This is a genomic window from Thermoanaerobacterium sp. CMT5567-10, assembly GCF_030534315.2.
Taxonomy (GTDB): domain Bacteria; phylum Bacillota; class Thermoanaerobacteria; order Thermoanaerobacterales; family Thermoanaerobacteraceae; genus Thermoanaerobacterium.
In genome coordinates this window covers 2,208,279-2,228,820 of the sequence record NZ_CP130558.2, presented here as the reverse complement: position 1 = coordinate 2,228,820, position 20,542 = coordinate 2,208,279, and the positions used below count along the sequence as shown (strand labels likewise).

Below are 20,542 nucleotides of genomic sequence, written 5' to 3'. Positions count from 1 at the left end.
CACATCTTATAGCAAATGTAGTAACTGTTTAAGTATCTAAACAAGCTACTACATTCTTCAAATTTTTGATAATATTACTTAGTATCAGGGACAGTTATGGAAATATAGTATGGTACTACCGCTCCTACAGACTGCGCATATGCACCATAATTATTAATTAGTGTTACCGCTGCATTGGGAATTCCGGATCCATACCCACTCCAATTTTTAGGTTGGAAATCATACGTATCTGTAACATATGAAGTTATTGATTTGCCTGATGAATAGCTATACATTGTAGTATTATGTAAAGCTAAATATAAATCCCAGTTTGAATTGCTTGCCGTAAATACTGGATAGCTTATTTGACTTGTACTGCTAGAACTCTTAAAAGGAGCAATAGCATTTTTATATGCTTGAGTACCCTTTATCTCAGGTACTATCGAATCGCTCGATGGAAGATATTCATCACTGGGATTATCTTGTAAAGAATGCTGCAAGAAAAATGATGCTTTAGGAACTACGATTGAAGCCAATTCTGCAGCCGTCCACAATTGAGCTCTTACAAGAGATTTTGTTATCCCAACTGACTTAATCGATACTTGTGATGATGAAGTTTTTAAATTCATTATCTCGTTTATATCAAGTAATGGTCCTTCTAATTCCCCATTAGACACTTTTTGATTATGGTATTCAATCGCACATTTTAATAAGAATGCATCATCTGACAGCGAACCTTGCTTTGATCTTTGATCTTGAATAAATTTTTTAAAGTTATTGACATCTTTAAGAAACCTGTCATACTCAATAGCACTCTTTTGCTCTGCATCAATTGATGAAATCTTTGGTAACATATTGCTGGTAGGAACCGCAAAAGCAGAACTAAAACTTGAAATTGTAAAAAGCACAACAATTAGAAGCAGTGAAATTAGTTTTTTTAACATACTTTACATCTCCTTTTTGTAGTCAATATGCTTCTCGGTACCAAAAAGCATATTAACTACGATTTTATCTGCAGGAAATGGCGCCAATTTCTGTTAATATTATTATAAACCAATTATTCTCATCTGGGAAGGTGCTAAATTAGGTCAATTTTTCTGTCATACTTTGTCAATCTGTGTAATATATTGTCGAAACCGCGACCGTTTTTCGGTCATCAATAAACTTTAAAAAAAAACAGGCATTAAGCCTGTTTATGATCCTAATTCATCAATTTTTTTATCTCCTCTTTTGACAACTCTGTAATCTCTGCTATTCTGTCGATGTCCATACCTTCTTTTAACAACTTTTTTGCAATTTTTATGCTTTTCTCTTTTTCGCCCTTTTCAATACCTTTTTCAATTCCTTTCTCAATGCCTTTTTCTATTATCATCTTGTACGTTTCAGATTCTTCAATCCTAAACATTTTTATCACCTCCGAAAAAACTTTCTCAATAACTTCTCTTTTATATATGATGCCCGATAATATTTCAGCCTTAAATGCTATGTCTTTCTTCTTGTTTATGTCCAATGGAATATCTTTTATAGCCTCAACACATCTTTCCAGATATTTTTCTCCTTCTTTTTTCCTTCTATTTTTGTCCATCAATGGAAGCAGTGAATACAAGTCATAATAGTCTGTCTTTAAAACATCAGTATATTTTATGTCGCCAACATTTATTATCTTATATTTATAGTCTAATGTATTTTGTTCTCCAAAGTTATAATTTAAGCTATTTGCCATTTTTACATTGTCTTTGCCTATATATACGACTATCTGATATGGTAGGAGATCATGTTTTTCCATTATCTCCAGTGAATATCTCAGCATTCTATAAGGCATTTTTTCGTCATTTTCTGATTGAAATTCTATATGCACAGCCACATTTCCTTTGTCAGTAGTACATTTGAATATCATGTCGCTGTCTCTGCGTTCTACTCTTGCAAATTCTATATTTAGTTCATCAATCTTTGTGTATTGTAGTCCAAGAAAATAACTCATTATGTCATCAGCCATATCTGAAAAAATATTTTTCATAGTTATATCGTATTTTTGGCTCATACTTCTTCCTTCCATTTCTCTTCATCTTACCTTTATTATATCATACGAATATTAAAAATACAGATTATTGTCATATTATTTTTATATCAAAATTTTGTAGCAATAGGTCTTCTTGCTATTATGCAATTTATATTGTAAAATCTTATTAAATTAAAATAAAGAAAGGAAAGCGGTACATGAAAATTGTAAAATATGATAGTGAAGGAATTAGAAAAAAATTACTGTATGTAATTGACAAATACAAAATCACATTAAACACTTTAAGTAAAGTAACAGGTATTGATATTAATTGGCTTTCAGATTATATAAATGGAAAAAGAGAAATAGACGACCTATCAGATAATCTAAAAGGCTTCTTTTTTACCGATTTAATCTTTCTTCTGTCAGACGGAATGGAAATTGATAAAGATGAAAGAATAAAAGGAGTTATTGATGTACTAGTACAAATATTCGACCTCAAATATGAAACTATATCACTTTATGCAGGATTAGAAAAACAAGATATCGAAAACTTTATGAATGACACTAACTCAATTAACTATGAAAAAAAATATAAGTTAGCAGCAGCTTGTATGATGCTTCATTATATATTCAAACAGCCAATAATATATAAATAATCGACCATCTAAAAATGTTTTACCCTAAAGCAACGACTTTTTATCGCACCGATCATTATTTAAAAGATTATAACTTGCATATTATCGATAAATTGATTTCAGAATCAAACAATAAAAGAGGACTTCCCAATTAAAATTTAGAGAATGTCCTCTTTTTCTATATTACTTTCAGTTTATCCAAGTTATATAGTTATTACCTGTTTTTGCTACTGGCACAGGGCCTAAATAAGCTATGCCACTCAGTGAAGCACTATATTTATGCCCCGAGATATTAGAAGTAGGAACAGAACCACTAAAACCAGATACGGGAGTATATCCACCACCAAAACCGGAAGTTAAATCCGTTATATGCATTAAACCCGTAAAACTTGTAGCTGGAATATCCAGTTTTATTGAGTAATAAACAGTACCTTTTGATACCCACAAACTCAATACTCCTACATCACCAATAAAATCTTCATTTGGAAGGATTGCAGAATTATCTTTTATCAATGTAAGCGGTATTTGGGCTTTTTCACCTTCTTTTAATTCTACTGCTGTTTTATAAGTAAGCTTATATGTATTAACTACCTTAACTGGATCTTTCTGTGCTAAAGCCGTTACCGAGGTGGAAAATAGCGTAACTAACATGAGAACAATTATGAAGATCTTTTTAGCTAGTTTTTTTAACATACTTTACATCTCCTTTTTGTAGTCAATATGCTTCTCGGTACCAAAAAGCATATTAACTACGATTTTATCTGCAGGAAATGGCGCCAATTCCTGTTAATGTTATTATAAACCAATTATCCTCATCTGGGAAGGTGCTAAATTAGGTCAATTTTTCTGTCATACTTTGTCAATCTGTGTAATATATTGTCGAAACCGCGACCGTTTTTCGGTCATCAATAAACTTTACAAAAAAAAAAACAGGCATTAAGCCTGCTTATTATCTTAATTCATCAATTTTTTTATCTCCTCTTTTGATAATTCTGTAATCTCTGCTATTCTGTCGATGTCCATACCTTCTTTTAACAACTTTTTTGCTATTTTTATGCTTTTTTCTTTTTCGCCTTTTTCTATTATCATTTTGTATGTTTCTGATTCTTCAATCCTAAACATTTTTATCACCTCCGAAAAAACTTTTTCAATAACTTCTCTTTTATAAACTATACCCGATAATATCTCTGCCTTAAATGCTATGTCTTTCTTTTTGTTTATGTCCAATGGAATATCTTTTATAGCCTCAACACATCTTTCCAGATATTTTTCCCCTTCTTCTTTCCTTCTATTTTGGTCCATCAGCGGGAGAAGGGAATATAAATCATAATAGTCTGTCCCTACAACATCAGCATATTTTATGTCGCCAACGTTTATTATCCTGTATCTATAGTCTAATGTGTTTTGTTCTCCAAAGTCGTAACTTAAGTTATTTGCCATTTTTACATTGTCTTTGCCTATATAAACAACTATCTGATATGGTAAGAGATTATGCTTTTCCATTATCTCCAGGGAATATCTTAGCATCCTATAAGGCATTTTTCCGTCATTTTCTGATTGAAATTCTATGTGCACAGCAACATTTCCTTTGCCTGTAGTACATTTGAATATCATGTCGCTGTCCCTTCGTTCTATTCTTGCAAATTCTATATTAAGTTCATCGATTTTCGTATATTGTAGTCCCAAAAAATAACTCATTATGTCATCAGCCATATCCGAAAAAATATTTTTCATCGTTATATCGTATTTTTGGCTCATACTTCTTCCTTCCATTTCCCTTTATCTCACCTTTATTATATCATATGAATATAAAAAATACAGATTATTTTTCTTTATACTTCTCTATCACTTTAATTTCCTATATATTATATTCTCATTGCATGACAGCCAAAATAATCTCCATATATAAAATAAATTTCCCATGAATTTGTTACAGTTTTAAAAATCTTTTAGTCATAAAAAATAGCCATTTGGGACCATCAAAGGTCCAAGACAACCGCTGCTATTAAACATAAGATTATTTTTAAAATCACCTCCAGCATATTCTTCAGTTATCTTGTCCCACATATGATAATTATACTCAGCTTGTTGAATAATCTAATTCGATCATAGTATGCCGTAACATCAATATAAATAGACAAATATATATATCATATAAATAATGTGTTCAAAATCAGAATTTATAACATTTTGACCAACGTACTATTATCAAATTCAAATACTTCATCACATAGTAATCTAATGTCTTCACTTATATGACTTGCAATTAATATTGTTGTACCATTTTTCTTGAGGTTAAAAAGCAAATTTCTTATATTGGCAACACCATTTTTATCCAGACCATTAAATGGTTCATCCAATATTAAAATTTTTGGATTTTCCATTATTGCTTGCGCTATTGCCAGCCTCTGTCTCATTCCAAGTGAATATTTCTTTACTTTCTTATTGCTATCATTTTCCAAGCCAACTAATTTTAATACATCTTTTATCTCTTTTTCACCTATAATATTCCTTATTGATGCTAAATATTTCAAATTATAATATCCGGAATAGTCATCTAAAAATCCCGGACTTTCTATAATAACTCCTAAATCAGGCGGAAAATCTATATCCTTTCCTAATTTTTTATTGTGTATAAAGACATCGCCGTCAGTAGGTAACATTAGACCAGACAGAATCTTAAAAAGGACCGATTTACCACATCCATTATAGCCTGTAAATCCGTAAATTTTCCCTTTTGTCAATTCAAAATTTACATTCTCGAATATAACTTTATCTTTGAATCTTTTGCTCAGATTTGAAACTTTTATAACTATTTCATCCATTTTATCAACTCCTTAATCAATATCGATAATTGTTTCTTTATTTTTGATTGTTAAAAGAATAAGCAAAATACTAAATATAATATTAACGGCGAAAAATAAATATAATGGCAAATGGTTGTAATTGTTAGAAAGAACATTCAATTTTGTTATTAAAATATGCTCGCCCAAGTAAAAATTCAATTTCGGCAGCGAAAAATTTAAAATGTAAATAACGAAGACAACAACAAATCCTATATAAAGTTTTCTTGTAATTCTTGTAATATATAATTGCACCATAGAAATAGTAAATGTACCTATAATTTGTGCAAAATACATATTAAACAATATCCTATATATAGAGTACAAATTTTTGTTGTATTTTGTATAATCATAAAATACATTGCTTATCCATGTGCCACTAAATATTAAACTTGATATTCCGTATAAAACCACATCATATATGAAAAAAAACATCACTATGACTATTAACATCGAAATAATATTCGATGTATAAAATAATTTATTGTTCATTATCCTTGGCAAAGTAAATATAGCATTTTTCCCCATCATATTATCCATATACATTTCTATTACCATCGCTATCATAATATAAGGAAAAAATGCCAGCATCGTCTGTATTATGTTTATATTTTCTATATTATAGCCACCAAAAGATAATACAACCGAATCAAGTATCGTTATATTTTGAAAATAGGAATTATAAACAACATTAAATATTGATAATGCTAAGGATAAGAAAGCAAAGATAAATAGCTTTTTATATATATATCTTAGGTTATAATTGAAAACTAACAATCCCAACTTATTCATTTCTATTTCAAAACAATCTCCTTTAAATTATATTTTAACAAAATATGTATGGCTACAATCATAATTAATAGGTGAAAATTGTTAGACACAATAAACTCTATTAGATTATAATTTGAATTAAACGAAAAAATATATATATTTCCAATATCCAGTAAATTAATAACAGGTATGTTTCTTAGATTCAATACTACAGTACTTACAAGCGCTATAATTATGCTTATAGCTAAACTTAAACCATAATTAACTGAAGTAAATCCTATAGCCAAAGCCATCTCCAACATGCCCAGCACAATTAAAGACAGGTGAAACCTTATATAATAAATAATAATGCTACTAAAAGGTGTTAAATTTTTTGCAAACAAGGTGTACAAATCATCACCATTAATTGAGCTGCTGCTCCAATTTGGGCTATAGCCAAGATTTAGATATGCGCCAATATAAACGCTGAAAATAATTAAAATCAAATAGATAATGCTTGTAATAAATATCAATATATATTTTGATATAAGCCAATTTATTTTATTATCTAATCTTGTATGAACAAATGGTGTTATATTGCTATCATTACATACATTGTAAATTAATAATAAAAATGTTGTCAAGAAGAAAATTCCATATATATAATGGCTTCCTAATAAGTAAAACACTCCATTCCAAAAATTATCTTCTCTACTAAATACATTTGTCTTTATAGCCAAATACGGAAATATCATCATGTATAAAAAAATAATATATATACTTTTTTGCTTAACAACTCTTTTTAATGTAAAGTTTACATAACCTTTTATAATACGTTTATCCATTCTTTAGCACCACTTTATAGTTTATATAGTATGTTATTATTCCTATTGCCAATAGTCCTAAATTAAGAATTATAAAATGCAATATGTCATAGCTTTTATTGTAAAAAAAATTGTAGGCATTTGTCATTGAATAATTTTGATTAATATTAAATATGGCTATTTCATAAATTATAAAAAATATATATGGCAATGTGTAAATAATGTATTTTTTATTAAAAAAACTTGTAATACCAGCAGAAAACCCCGCAAAAGAAAATCCTAAAATAAAATGCATTATAAATACAATAAATATGTATTTATTTGGATCTTTAAAAAATATACTACTATATAGTCCATCTGGTGCGCCTCTTGAACGCAATATTGATATTGGCAAAATCTCATTTCTTGCAAATAATAACAAAATTATATAATAAATTAATTCGGGCAAAACCAATGCGATTCCACCCATGATACCATTCACAATAAATTTGATCTGATGATATTTTTTTAAACCTATTCTGGATATACTGAAATAATTAAATTTTTTATTCCTCTCGTATATATATGAATAAGTAAAAGGTAGAATTATCATAAACACAAAAAAAGTTTTAATAAGATAATAACTCTGACTCCAAATTAAATACGCATTCTGTCCAGGTCTTATTACATTTTCATAATACAACTTTTTATCTGATATATCTGGTGAATTTATATTGGCAAATGCAGCCGGTTTTAATATAGACTGATATGCAGATAAAAATAATAATAAAAGCGAAACTAATACTACGAATAATAATTTTTTATCAAATAAGGCTCTTTTAAATTCTTCTCTCAACATATTTACCACTCCCGATTTTTTGCATATTAAAATACAGTAATGACAAAAGGAATAAGATATTCCAATTGCCATTACTAAAAATATTAGTATTCGTCAGGATTCCAATAACCCGTTAAATTATATCTAACAAAGTCCGAGCCATTTATTGTCCATGCTTTAACACGATATTTATAATTTTGTTGCATTCCGTAATTTTTAAATAAGTAACTTCCAGGTGAATTAGTTATATAATGATCAGTTCTTTCTTCGCCATTTGAATTAACAACAACAAACCCTGTTCTTACAGCCGATTGTATATAGTCAACTTTTATCACTGCACTTTCATTCGTTGTTACCTTATAAGCATACTCCGTATAAGCTGGTATTCCGAAATATCCTGTATTCATGTCAAAATGAAATTTATAATTATATGCATATGCAAAAGATGCTGTTACCACTAACAATGCAGTAAAAACTAGCAATATAGTTTTTTTCATAATTTTATTACCCCTTTCTCTTTTGATTAAATCGTACGATTTTATCATTTTTGATAATTTACCGGTAATTACCTTATTTTTATATTAACTCTCTTATGCAAACATGTCTACTGTCCAAAAGTATCAATTTTATTCAAATTTGAACCTATTTTTGTACTAAAGTACAAATCAAGAACAAATTTTATACTTTTGGATAGTTATTGTTATATGATTGCATATTTACCACTCCCGATTTTTTGTTTTGTAAAATAACTTACAAAGAATTTGCTCTCATGAAAAAGATTTTTGAAAATTAGCCTTGAATATGCAGATCTATTTATATTTTCTTAATACTTCGTTTTTTATGCTTTCATACCTATTTGCAACATCGCTATCTGACGTTATTATATCCAAATCTTTAACATCACCATATTTTAATCCTTGATCTATTTTTTTCTCATCTACTGTGACAACTTCTCCTGTATCTTTTAACTTGTATTTGCCATAAGGCACCGAAGTAAACAAAAAACTAATGCCTTCATTGTTTTTATAATGATATCCCTGTGGAGCCTTTATCTTCCTTAAAAAAACGATATATTCATCGTTGCTGTGCATAAAATTGTAACCCCATTGAGAATAAAATGTTTTGTTATACACATCAAAAAAACAAGGTTCATAAATATATACATAATTTTTGCCTTTTAAATCATTTCCTTTGTATATCTTAACAACATTTACTTTTGTATACAATGTATTATTTAATGTCTTCCTATCATCTTCTACTCTCACTTTTAAAATATAATCAGATTTAAGTTCAAGATCTGATAGGCTTTTTATGTTTTCGACATAAAAATTTTTATAAAATACCCTATCTGAATCAACATCTCCCACAACTATTTTATAATCATCTATATTATTTGAAATTCTAGAGAAAGAAACATTGTCTTTGTATGAAAACCTCGTAAAAATTCCTACCACAACACTGATTACAACCAAAGATACAACAATCGAGATCAAAACCTTATCTAATTTCTTCATTCAACACACCTCTTTTTATGATTGTATTACCGAACCATCGTCAACTTTGTATTTAACATCTGATAATATATCTATGTCGTCTTTGTTGTGGCTTGCAATAAGTATAAGCGCACCCCTCTTCTTCTCTTCTATCAATATTTCCCTTACAAGCTGGACGCCATTTTCATCAAGTGAATTTGTAGGTTCATCTAGAATTATGATATCAGGTCGTTCCATAATAGCTTGAGCAATTGCAAGGCGTTGTTTCATTCCTAAAGAATATTTTTTATATATTCTTCTGTCATCTGGATCTAGACCAACTCTTTTTATAGATTTTCTAATATCTTCATCACCTATTATGTTTTTTATTGATGATAGAACTTTTAAATTCTCGAAACCTGTATAATGATCCCAAAACCCCGGTGATTCAATTATTACGCCTATACTCTCTGGAAAAGACATATCTCTATGCAGAACTTTATTATTTATTGTTATCGTACCAGACGTCGGCTTGATCAAGCCACATAACGCTCTAAAAAGCATTGTCTTTCCAGACCCATTTCTGCCAAAAAAGCCATATATCGTACCCTTTTCAAGATTTAGATTAATACTTTTTAATATCTCATTTTGTCCTATATTTTTGCTAAGGTTTGTTACTTCTAAATATCCCATTCTACATTGCCTCCTCATATTATATCTTTATGTTGAAACGCATATATTCCATAAATCACAATAATAAAACATGATAAAATTAAATATGAAATTGAATCAATTATTGAAAAATTCTTTATGCTAAATTCAAACATGTACAAATTATTATACATGCTATTCATACTGTGCCATGCCAAAATTCCATGGCTAACTGGAAGTAACTTTATCAAATAAATTTTCATTTTGAAATATTCATAAATGAATGAAGACAGCAATAGTGAAAATATATCTACAAATAAAGCTATCAGAAAGCTGTATATTACATCCATTTTTAACGATAAAATATTTATTATCAATATATATTCATAATTTAACAGTACCGTTAATATAAACATAGTCAGTATTAACTCAATTCCTTTGTAAATATATAACATTTTATATCCAACAACAGTACCAATTATGTACGTTATTAAAAACACTATAAAGTAAAATAAAATGACAAATTTAAATAAATCGTAAGTCTTACCAATAACCCATTTGCCTCTTCTATTAGTACGAGTAAAAATATAAACACCATTCTTGTCTAATTCACCAGCAACAAATTCCTTTAAAATCCACATCAATACCATTTGAGGTAAAACCCATTTTAAAAATGGCGTTACATATTTAATGGTCCTAATATCTACAAAACCGTATACTGCAAAAAATAAGCCTTCCAACGAATTAATCCCATATAAATTTGTTAAATAAACATTGTATAAACCAAGCAAAAGCGCAGTTATTGAACCGTATATTATTATTTTTTTATTTATTTCGTTTTCTAATAATTTCCTCACATTATTCACTCCAATATATATCCATATGCTTACATACACAATATCCATAAATATATAGAATTACGTAGATTAGCAAAAACCATAATACATAAATCAAATCCATATAATCGAATACGAATCTATTTGTATTGAATTTGTATACAAGAAACATATAATATTCTACTGATCTTATCTTCAAAGGAAAAATCTGCTGAAATGAAAACTGCTGGATTACATATACTAGCAATATAATGCCATACGTTAAAACATATCCAATCCACGTTTTTTTCATGATTAGTGTAAATATTTCATAAAGCAGTGAAAAAATTAAAAAGCCAAGTAATTGCAACAAAAAACCTGTAAATAAAAATATAAAAAAGTTTGAATCTAATTTTTCACCGTTGCCGCTAAAAATTACATTTGCAATCATCACTAAATTAATTATTGTTACATATATAAATGAATACAAAAACATTCCAAAATTTTTATCTCTCCACCATCTTTTTATGTCATTGTACTTGAGTATTATTTTATACCTATCAAAAATATCAATATTAAATTCTAAAATTGATAAAAACAGCGGAATAATAACTAAAAGCACAATGTTTACCTTAAAAAAGTCATTGTACATATAATATAAAAAGTCTTTATGTTGCACTTTATTTACTTGGTTCATAAAATCTCCGCTGTACTTTAAGGCATTGTATATGCCTAAAACTATCAGTATAGATATTATCAAATACAATCTCTTGCTTCTTAACAACATCTTTATCATCAAACTGTGTATTATTTTCATTATACCTGCTCCCATCGCTATTTAACTATATCTATTTCATACTTAAATCCCTTTAAAATAATTATCGAAAGACTTACTGATAGCAATAATACTATCCATAATACTAACGCTATATATGAGCCTTTCGATAAACTGTATAAATACTGCTCTATGGAATATTCGTAATAACCTGCAACCGAAAGTACAAAATTTAAAATTTGAAGCACTATAAACATTCCTGCTATGACAAAAACTCTGCTTTTATTAAATACAAAAAATAGAGAATAGCCAAATAGTGCAAATAATGACGCAAATAGACTATCTAAAGCCATATATATAAAATCATATAATAGTGGCCATTGGATTCTCACAAAATCAAATAAATACTCCTTTTGATAACCTAAATCAAATGGAGGTAATGCTGAATTGTTATCAAATCCGACTAGTGGAAAAGCAATAAAAGTCAGCAACTGATTTATTAGCAATGGTATAAAAAATGTAAAAAAAGTCACCAAAAATATTACTATACATTGCGATAATATATAAATTTTTTTATCCGTTCTTGTTAAGATGTTTTTATAGGTACCAATTCTGGCATTTGTATAAAATGAATCAGAATATATTATTGTAGCGAATACCGGCAGCAATATGATTTCAACATTTAACAACAAACTGGAATAATTGCCTCTGATAATGCCTGATTCATATGCAGATCTAACAAAACTTAATGCATGGCCGTAAAAAATATAACATGTCAACAAAAATGCACTTATAGATATTAAAAACAATGCCATAAAAACAATTTTAAATTCTTTTCTATTAATACAATTTTTCAGCTCAAATAAAATCATATTTCTCAAAATATCACATCCTAATTGGCAATTATTAATTATCTAAAAACTTAAGTATAATAAAATTACAAACAATCACAATCTGCTGATGACTACCTTTATTTTTTATGTTAAAGTACTTATTAAAACTTGTCAATTGTCCAAAAGTATCAATTTTATAGCTTACTCAAGATACCATTATCTATTTCATAAACTTCATCACATAATAAGTTTATATCTTCTGAATTATGACTAGCCATGAGAATTGTCACATTATTCTCTGCATTTAATGATTTTAGTAGTTCCCTTACTGATTCAACTCCTTGTTTATCTAATCCATTCATCGGCTCATCTAATATCAATAATTTAGGTTTTTCCATTATAGCTTGCGCTATTCCTAGCCTTTGTTTCATACCTAACGAATATTTTTTAATCGGTTTTTTATCATTATAATCCAATCCAACTATTGTCATTGCATTTTTAATCTCATCATCATTAATAATATTTTTTATAGAGGCTAATAATTTAAGATTTTTATATCCACTGTACTGCGGCAAAAAACCCGGATGTTCAATAATTGCCCCAAAATCTTTAGGAAAACTCACATCTTTTCCTATAACATCACCAAAGACTTCTACTCTACCCTCTGAAGGATAAACTAATCCGGAAATTATTTTGAAAAGCATACTCTTTCCAGAACCATTACGACCTACTATGCCACATATTTTACCTTTTTCTACGGATAAGTTTATGTTTTTTAAAATACACTTGCCTTTGATAATCTTTGTTAAATTGGTTATTATAATAGCTTTATCCATGACTTTAATCATCCGTTCATAATATCAAAAATTTCAATATAAAATTTCCCTTTTTTTTATGTGAGGAAATTGCACAATTAAGCTTTTAATTTTTGAACCAAAAAAGGCAATAGCAAAGCTAAGCATATTAATGCCTGTGGATAACTTATGAACTTTGAAAATTTAACAAAAATAGTTTATAAAATAATTTTCATCCCATGGTTATACAGCTGGTTAAACACAGGTAGTTAATTAAGCTACTTTTGGCAATGATTTAGTAACATTAACAGCAATAGTACCTGCAACAAGTGTAATACAGTTTAATAAAGCAAAGGTTTTAGCTTTCTTAATACCCGCTGAGCGCAGATTGTCAGTATTTAAATAGTCTTTTAATCGGCTGTTACATCTTTCAATAGAAGTTCTAAGGTTATATATCTCTTGCCACTCATCAGAACTCCTTATTGGAAAGCTAAAATATCTGTTATTTTTCTTGTAATTGATTTTAAGGCAATACCCATAGTTTGAATTGCTGCACCAAGAAGAACCATGAGGACAATCTATCTTTCCTAATACATGTGGACATCTGAATTTTAAATAATCACCGTCCTTACCCCAATATACAAGTTCATATCCCATAGAACAAATTGGGTGAAGCCTTTCATTTAATCCTTCTGGTGGAGCAAAACTTCCTCTTTTGTTGTAGGCTATGATTGGTTGTGCATGAAATTCGTTCATAATATAATCGTAATTTTCTTTTATATCATAGCCTGAATCCATAATACAGTGTTTTACATCAAATGTATTGCCGTAGAACTCTTTTAGCTTCTTTAATAAGGGTATTGCTAAAATACTATCATTTACGCTTGCAGGAGTAATTTCTATGGCAAGTGGAAGTTCACTTTTGCAGTCGGCTATTATATGTAGCTTCCATCCAAACCATTTTATATCATTGCCATCAGTATCTTTTTTCTTTCCCCAGTTAGGAGATTTACCATCATCCTTTAGTTTGGATTTAGGTTTTGGTTTTTCAAAAGCGTTCAATTTAGTTGAATCAATAGCTATATTAGTGCTATCAATTATGTTGAGGTCTTTAGCTTTAAGTATTAATTGCTTAAAGTCTTCCTCAAGAGCTTCCGACTTTGATATTAGGTTTAAAAATCTGCTAAAGGTTGATGCAGATGGAGTAGGACCAAATACACTAAAGCCACAGTTATATCTAAATACAGGGTCTGATTTTAATCTATCTACAAGCTTTGCTATATTGGGAATTTTCTCAAGTTGCATAGCAACTAAGGCATAAAGCAAAGGCAGTGGATCATATCCTTTAGGTCCTCTTTTATATTCAGATCTTGATAGTGAAAGCACAACATTTGAGAAATCAAGTTGTGAAAAAACCATTTCAAGTTTTGTCTCTGGTTGAAATTTTATTAATTCGTCGAAGGAAAATAAGCATTCTTGTCGAATATACATAAGTAGGTTCACCTCTTTTGTTAAAATTGGGTTGCTACTTATATATTCGACATTTGGGGTGAACTTCCTTTTTTTATCTTTTAAAAAGTTAAGAATATCAAGCTATTTAAAATATGAAATTCGCTCATATGTAATTAAAGCCAAATATTATCAGTAAAATAATTAAAGCGATAACGTAAGAATATGACCAACTGATAGAAATTAAATCATTTCTACCAGATATATTAAAAATATTATGTCTCATAAATATGCCATGATTTGACGGAAACCATTTAAATAGGCTGCCTTTTGCAAACCCGGCATGAATCGATATTACATTTAACATTATTATACATATCAAGCCTACCATGGCATTCTTAAATATCATGCTTATCAATAATTGAAAAATACTCAATAAAAAGCTTGTAAGCCACAGTAAAAAAAACATATTAAATATTATTTTTGCATTGTAAACAATGGTTACATTTTTTTCGTTAACAAACGTTTCAACTATTACTTTGCTAAAATTATTGTTTACTGGATAATTTAAAAAAGCTAAAATAATTACAACAAAAAATTCTATAGTAAAATATATAAAAGTAATAACAGAGAGACTACCTATCTTGCTAAACCACCATATTTTTAGCGAAGATATTCTTGGCAATAAATATATATTTCTCTCTTTTAATTCAAGATCAATAAGATAAGTTAATACATATGATAAAAATATTTGTGGTAATAACCATTTAATTTCATCTATGATTCTAAATGCATTTTTAAATGGGCCTCCTAATGCTAGTAAAATAAAGTCAAATAATCCAATATTTTTATACATATAGAATTCACTTGCATTAGCAATGTACAAAATTATAAACATAGATAACAATATTAATGCTCTTTTAAAAGAGAAAATACTACACATATCATTTTTAATAATCCTAATAGTCATTATTATTACCTCCAACATCAAAATCTTGTCTTTTAAATAAAAATAATCCTAATATATAGGTTATAACGATGATACTGGCCAAATAGATAAATGAGTATGGAATAGTCGGCAATGTATTAGCCCGTCTGAAATTATGATTAAATAACAAGATATTATCTGCCAAAAGATATTTTGTATATTTTATCAAATTCATATATTTTGCAGCTATACTCATAATAATGATAAATGATGATGTAATAAAACCCATATATACCTTTCTAAAGCATATTATCCCTATATAAAATACAGTTCCTAAGATCGTAAAATTAAATATTAAAAACAAAGATGAAATTAGAACTGCTGTTAATGGTGACATATAACTTATAATTTCTTTAGGCATTTTATTAAGTTCTTTGCTTATTGTTTTGCTGCCGTCACTCCATAAATTCTGAAAATCCAAATTTAAACATCCTATGAGTACATTTATTATGATAATGCATGCAACAAATATAAGAGCTAAAGTGAATATAGATAAAAAATTCATAATGAACCATTCATCTTTAGAATTACACCTTATAATTCGTAAATTATCATTGCCATGTAAAAACATATTTCCTATTAAAAATAAAAATAAAAAATTTAATGCAAACATAACTTCATGAAAATTACTCATGTTTGACAAAAGTAAGTCATATATATTAAACGTCGTCTTATAAAGTCTTGTATATGTAGCTATATTGGATAATTTATATAGACTAATAAGAAATGATATCGCTAAAACAGCAAAAAAACGCCTTCTATGCAGTATTTCAGAAATATTTCCCTTTACTAAAACTATCAATGCCTGATTAGACACATCAATCACCTTTTCTAAATACACCTTTATAAAAACTTACAGTGCTTATGATTAACAACAATCCAAGTTGTATAAATATCATACTTTCAGTAGTATTGACATTAGCATGTGGTATTAATGTTGTAGACGGCTCAATAGCATCTAAGCCGAAAATCGGAAATATAATAGCAGGTATTAAATAAACAAAAAACGGAAAAACGATAGCCAGATATTTATTATTGGTAAATGCTGATATAGCCAGCCCAATTGTTGCATATATCATTCCGAAAATAAAAGACAACACAATAAGTATAAAAATGTACATAATTTGCGACTTAAAAAATATATTTGCAAAGGCTCCAACTACACTACCTAAATATGCAGGCTTAATTGGGAAAAATATGCACACAGAAATAAGTATAATAAGCAACGGTAATGCCAACACTACTCCTCCCGCTAAAGCATTTGATATTATTCTTGAAATTGCATATTTATGTTTCGTTTCCCTAATATATATATAATTTAAAAATCCGCTTTGTTTATCAATGCAATATGAATACGAATAAGGAATAGCCGCGATTAAAGGCGCTATTAATGAATATATACTTGTTGATCCTACGCTATGTGCATAAAAAAATAGACGTAATGCACCCGAATCATTTGCATATTTTATATTAGGATACATTCCAAAAATACAAGACCCAATTGTTAAAAAAAAACCTAACCAGAACGAATATGAACGAAATACCCTATTTAAATCTTGTTTCAAAAAATTATTCATTATAGCTTCCCCTTTATATAATATAATTTGAATTGCTTAGTAAAATTCATTCTTTGAATTTTGCTTAAATCACCAACCCTTCTGCGAAATTAGACTTCTTTTTTGTAAACAAGCGTTGTTGTAGCTTAAGTCAAATTTCCTCACTATAAAATTAAGGTATTACCGGTAATTACCTTATTTTTATAATAAGACACTTATGAAAGCATGTCTACTGTCCAAAAGTATCAATTTTATTTAAAAAGGGCAATTAATATATTTGTTTTACAAATTCACAGTTCTACTACATACATTAGTAACATGCTTATCATGTGTAACTATAATTATTGTTTTTCCTTCTTCATTTAAATTCTTTAATATTTTCATTATTTCATCCCTATTATCGGCATCTAATGACCCTGTTGGTTCATCTGCTAATATTAGTTCACATGGCTTTAATAAAATTCTTGCTATTGCCACCCTTTGCTGTTCTCCACCGGAAAGTTCATATATTTTTTTCTTTAATGGTATATCTAAACCGACTTTTTTTAATGCATCTATCTTCAACTTTTCTTTTTCTTTTTTGGTTTTTTTGGAATATATGAGTGGGATTTCAAGATTATAACCTATTGTTTCATTATCAATAAGTGCATAGTTTTGAAACAAATACGATATTTTTGTCCTTAATATTCTTATCGCTTTACCTGAACCGATTTGTGGATTTACCTCATCAAATAATTTGATAGTACCGCTTGTTGGTCTCTCTAGCAATCCTATTATATTTAGAATTGTTGTCTTTCCAGAACCACTTCTCCCTGTTATTGCTACCATCTCTTTCTCTTGAACATTCAAATTCATATGGTTTAAAACTACATGGTCACCATAAGCTTTAGTTATATCTATAAGCTCACATACATTTTTCATTTATTAAGCCCCTTTCTTTATTATGTTCACCTTGTTTCTATTCTCTATTACCGTAAGTGAAATAGCAGATGCTATAATCTCTACAAAAATAGGTATAAATGCTATAATTAGGTATACTACAATATTAGGCACGTTACTCTCTATGTGTATATTGAACAATCCCAATATAAAAGCTAAAATTTTGTTCAAGTTCATGAAATAGCAAATTACATAGCCAATAAATAACAGTATTATCCATGTTGCTAAAAACAATAAGAAACATTCTTTATACGTTCTGAAAAAGCCTGTACCAAATATTCTTCGCACAATAAACTTATATTTATATTCGCTGAAAAAAATTATCACATTTTGTACTGCAAGTACTATTATAGCAGCTAATATTACTATCAGTTCCATAATACTCATATTTAAACTTTTTTCTGCACTATATATTTGTTTTAAATAAAATTCACCTGGCAATACTAGTTGTTTTAAACTATCGTCCAATTTTAATTTTTTTATTGCGGGTTTCAATGTTTTATATGTAAGCAAAGCATCTCTATTGATAAGCCTTACTTTCATCGGGTCACTTAAACCTCCACCAGAAGCACTAGCCTTATCATCCATAGTGCTATTCTTTTCTGTCATGACTTGTATAATTGGATCAACTATAACATTGTGCGCCTTAGGAGCTACCTCTGGATCAAAGCTGAATATCTTTTGATTATTAGCAGTCCAAATCACTTTGATATTTTGATTCTGATGATTCTGTATATTTTCTGGAATCATTCCATCTGGAATCTTTTCATTCTTATGATTTTTCTCTATATATTCAAACATCACTTGTAATGTAAGTTTTCTATTTTTTTGAATAATGCTTATTATCTTATCTGCATTGTACCGATATTTATACGGTATTAATACTACCCAATCAGTCGTATCCTCCCGTACATAAACAGGCTCTTTATTTACATCCATCACAGGAAATTGCTTTAAGTAATTGGGATTAACTGTTATTGTCTTAATAAGTTTAGGTATGTTTTTTTCTTTTTCTATTCGTTCCCTTTCTTGCTGTACTTCCGGTGGCAACTCTTGATACTGTGCAGCACAAATGTATATTGAGCCCATCTTATTAAGTATTGGATAAAGCTTACTATATCTCTCTATAAATCCTTCTTCCCAATGACCGTAATCCTCACCAGGTTCTAGTATGCCTCCAATCGGATAAAACACACCATAATCCTTTATCTTTTCCCAGTTTTTCATCTCTTTTTGATTTTTTGATATGTACATGATTTGATTAAACGCAGATAGACCTATTATGATCGCCAATACAGAGCATACAACTTTAAGCACTGTATTTATTGTAAAGATGCCAAAAGTATTTTTATAATTTTTTATTGTATCGCTTATTTTAATCCTTGAAATATAAACGTAAGAAAAAAGCGAAACAATTGTTATTATGATATATATCTTAAGCTGATTCATAATGGTTTTATACAAAAATTGAGCTGTTGTATCTTTTATAAATGCGATAAGTAATAGCGATATGGTTTCAGAAAGAACAAGCATGGTTAAAAGCAGTTTTCCAATCAGCAAATACCATATTCTAATATTTGATATGCCATGCATTTTTACTATTCCTATTCTTTTTGATTCGTTAAATATATAGTATATAAATAATATTAATACAATAATTAAAATTACATCATTGTAATTTTTAAAAACTCCACCTGCCCCTCTGTCTAAATCCTTTATACCGCCTTGATCGGTATTTTTAACAAGATTTTCAGAATTGATTCTTTGCTTAGGAATTTCCTTAGAGAGAACTTCATTAAAGTTATCAGTTAAAGTATTTATAAATTTATTAAACTCATCGTCGTTTTGCACCTCTACGTAATAATTGTCAGCCACAGGGAATTCATCGTAAGATGATTTAAGAGACTTTATTTCAACAAGATCGTTACCGCCAAATTCTTTTAAAACTCCTACTTGACTTGTAACTTTACTATCTTTTGTTGAAATATAAAAGTTACTATTCTGTGTATCATCAGCAGTTAAAAATCTGCCACTTTTAAGTCTAAAAACATCAAAAAAATGAGTTTTATCTGTTAAAAGCACGTATTTTTTGATTTGTGCTTTGTCATTCTTATCAAAAGTTACCTCTGTTCTAAAGATGTTGACATTGCATTGCTTTGCAGTTTTTAAAATTATAGGATAAACTAATTGTGGGCTAGCCAAAGCACCTGCATCAGGAATAACAAATTCTCTTGCAATATTCTTTTCTACATATGCCATTTTACTAAGCTCTTCAGCTCTGGTTTGGTAAAATACTGTAGAAAATGAAATTATACATGCTAAGAGGAGAAAACCTATTATTGCTTTTTTCATATCATTGATCTCCTTTAATAGTACTATAAAATATGAGGAGTATAATTTACTAATAAAATTAGCAAATT

General features: G+C 28.6%; 22 protein-coding genes. 1 reads left to right on the top strand and 21 read right to left on the bottom strand.

What is annotated here, in order from left to right:
• Positions 1–74 precede the first annotated feature (74 nt).
• A complete protein-coding gene (locus tag Q2T46_RS11255) occupies positions 75–923 on the bottom strand; it encodes a hypothetical protein (RefSeq protein ID WP_303265403.1) in 849 nt (282 codons plus the stop codon).
• Between the two features lie 257 nt (positions 924–1,180).
• On the bottom strand, positions 1,181–2,020 hold the full coding sequence (locus Q2T46_RS11250) for an Rpn family recombination-promoting nuclease/putative transposase (RefSeq protein ID WP_303265769.1): 840 nt from the start codon (positions 2,018–2,020) through the stop codon (positions 1,181–1,183).
• Positions 2,021–2,196: 176 nt separating this feature from the next.
• On the opposite strand from Q2T46_RS11250, the gene Q2T46_RS11245 reads away from it, so the two are divergent.
• The gene (locus Q2T46_RS11245) at positions 2,197–2,637 is read left to right on the top strand and encodes an HTH domain-containing protein (RefSeq protein ID WP_192404432.1); all 441 of its coding nucleotides are present in this window, start codon (positions 2,197–2,199) and stop codon (positions 2,635–2,637) included.
• A 168-nt stretch (positions 2,638–2,805) separates the two neighbouring features.
• On the opposite strand, the gene Q2T46_RS11240 is transcribed toward Q2T46_RS11245, so the two are convergent.
• The 19 genes from Q2T46_RS11240 to Q2T46_RS11150 form a co-directional block, all read right to left on the bottom strand.
• Entirely contained in the window at positions 2,806–3,309 is a 504-nt protein-coding gene (locus Q2T46_RS11240) for a hypothetical protein (protein WP_192404434.1), read from the bottom strand.
• 261 nt (positions 3,310–3,570) lie between these two features.
• Entirely contained in the window at positions 3,571–4,374 is an 804-nt protein-coding gene (locus Q2T46_RS11235; protein ID WP_192404447.1) for an Rpn family recombination-promoting nuclease/putative transposase, read from the bottom strand.
• Between the two features lie 422 nt (positions 4,375–4,796).
• Positions 4,797–5,441, bottom strand: coding sequence for an ATP-binding cassette domain-containing protein (locus Q2T46_RS11230; protein ID WP_303265404.1), 645 nt, complete (start codon positions 5,439–5,441; stop codon positions 4,797–4,799).
• Positions 5,442–5,453: 12 nt separating this feature from the next.
• Positions 5,454–6,251, bottom strand: a complete 798-nt coding sequence (locus Q2T46_RS11225; protein WP_303265405.1) for a hypothetical protein — start codon at positions 6,249–6,251, stop codon at positions 5,454–5,456.
• Between the two features lie 2 nt (positions 6,252–6,253).
• Positions 6,254–7,054 carry a hypothetical protein gene (locus tag Q2T46_RS11220; protein WP_303265406.1) on the bottom strand — a complete coding sequence of 267 codons (801 nt, stop codon included), beginning with the start codon at positions 7,052–7,054 and terminating at the stop codon, positions 6,254–6,256.
• A complete protein-coding gene (locus Q2T46_RS11215) occupies positions 7,047–7,871 on the bottom strand; it encodes a hypothetical protein (RefSeq protein ID WP_303265407.1) in 825 nt (274 codons plus the stop codon). Before Q2T46_RS11215 ends, Q2T46_RS11220 begins: the two co-directional genes overlap by 8 nt.
• 83 nt (positions 7,872–7,954) lie before the next feature.
• Entirely contained in the window at positions 7,955–8,347 is a 393-nt protein-coding gene (locus Q2T46_RS11210) for a hypothetical protein (RefSeq protein WP_094396948.1), read from the bottom strand.
• A gap of 312 nt (positions 8,348–8,659) precedes the next feature.
• Entirely contained in the window at positions 8,660–9,364 is a 705-nt protein-coding gene (locus tag Q2T46_RS11205) for a hypothetical protein (RefSeq protein WP_303265408.1), read from the bottom strand.
• A 15-nt stretch (positions 9,365–9,379) separates the two neighbouring features.
• Complete coding sequence (locus tag Q2T46_RS11200) at positions 9,380–10,015, bottom strand: ATP-binding cassette domain-containing protein (protein ID WP_303265409.1); 636 nt, start codon at positions 10,013–10,015, stop codon at positions 9,380–9,382.
• Positions 10,016–10,029: 14 nt separating this feature from the next.
• On the bottom strand, positions 10,030–10,830 hold the full coding sequence (locus Q2T46_RS11195; protein ID WP_303265410.1) for a hypothetical protein: 801 nt from the start codon (positions 10,828–10,830) through the stop codon (positions 10,030–10,032).
• 1 nt (position 10,831) lies between these two features.
• A complete protein-coding gene (locus tag Q2T46_RS11190) occupies positions 10,832–11,605 on the bottom strand; it encodes a hypothetical protein (protein WP_303265411.1) in 774 nt (257 codons plus the stop codon).
• A gap of 17 nt (positions 11,606–11,622) precedes the next feature.
• Positions 11,623–12,435, bottom strand: coding sequence for a hypothetical protein (locus Q2T46_RS11185; RefSeq protein WP_303265770.1), 813 nt, complete (start codon positions 12,433–12,435; stop codon positions 11,623–11,625).
• 155 nt (positions 12,436–12,590) lie between these two features.
• Positions 12,591–13,244: an ABC transporter ATP-binding protein gene (locus tag Q2T46_RS11180; protein ID WP_311062248.1), complete on the bottom strand. Its 654-nt coding sequence runs from the start codon at positions 13,242–13,244 to the stop codon at positions 12,591–12,593.
• 219 nt (positions 13,245–13,463) lie between these two features.
• Entirely contained in the window at positions 13,464–14,681 is a 1,218-nt protein-coding gene (locus Q2T46_RS11175; protein ID WP_303265413.1) for a transposase, read from the bottom strand.
• Positions 14,682–14,805: 124 nt separating this feature from the next.
• A complete protein-coding gene (locus Q2T46_RS11170) occupies positions 14,806–15,609 on the bottom strand; it encodes a hypothetical protein (protein ID WP_303265414.1) in 804 nt (267 codons plus the stop codon).
• A complete protein-coding gene (locus Q2T46_RS11165) occupies positions 15,599–16,444 on the bottom strand; it encodes a hypothetical protein (RefSeq protein WP_094044468.1) in 846 nt (281 codons plus the stop codon). Before Q2T46_RS11165 ends, Q2T46_RS11170 begins: the two co-directional genes overlap by 11 nt.
• Before the next feature lies 1 nt (position 16,445).
• Positions 16,446–16,865, bottom strand: coding sequence for a hypothetical protein (locus Q2T46_RS11160; protein ID WP_218822735.1), 420 nt, complete (start codon positions 16,863–16,865; stop codon positions 16,446–16,448).
• Between the two features lie 600 nt (positions 16,866–17,465).
• Positions 17,466–18,104 (bottom strand): ABC transporter ATP-binding protein, encoded by a 639-nt coding sequence (locus Q2T46_RS11155; protein WP_303265415.1) that lies wholly within the window; start codon positions 18,102–18,104, stop codon positions 17,466–17,468.
• Between the two features lie 3 nt (positions 18,105–18,107).
• Entirely contained in the window at positions 18,108–20,474 is a 2,367-nt protein-coding gene (locus Q2T46_RS11150; RefSeq protein WP_303265416.1) for a DUF1430 domain-containing protein, read from the bottom strand.
• Positions 20,475–20,542 lie beyond the last annotated feature (68 nt).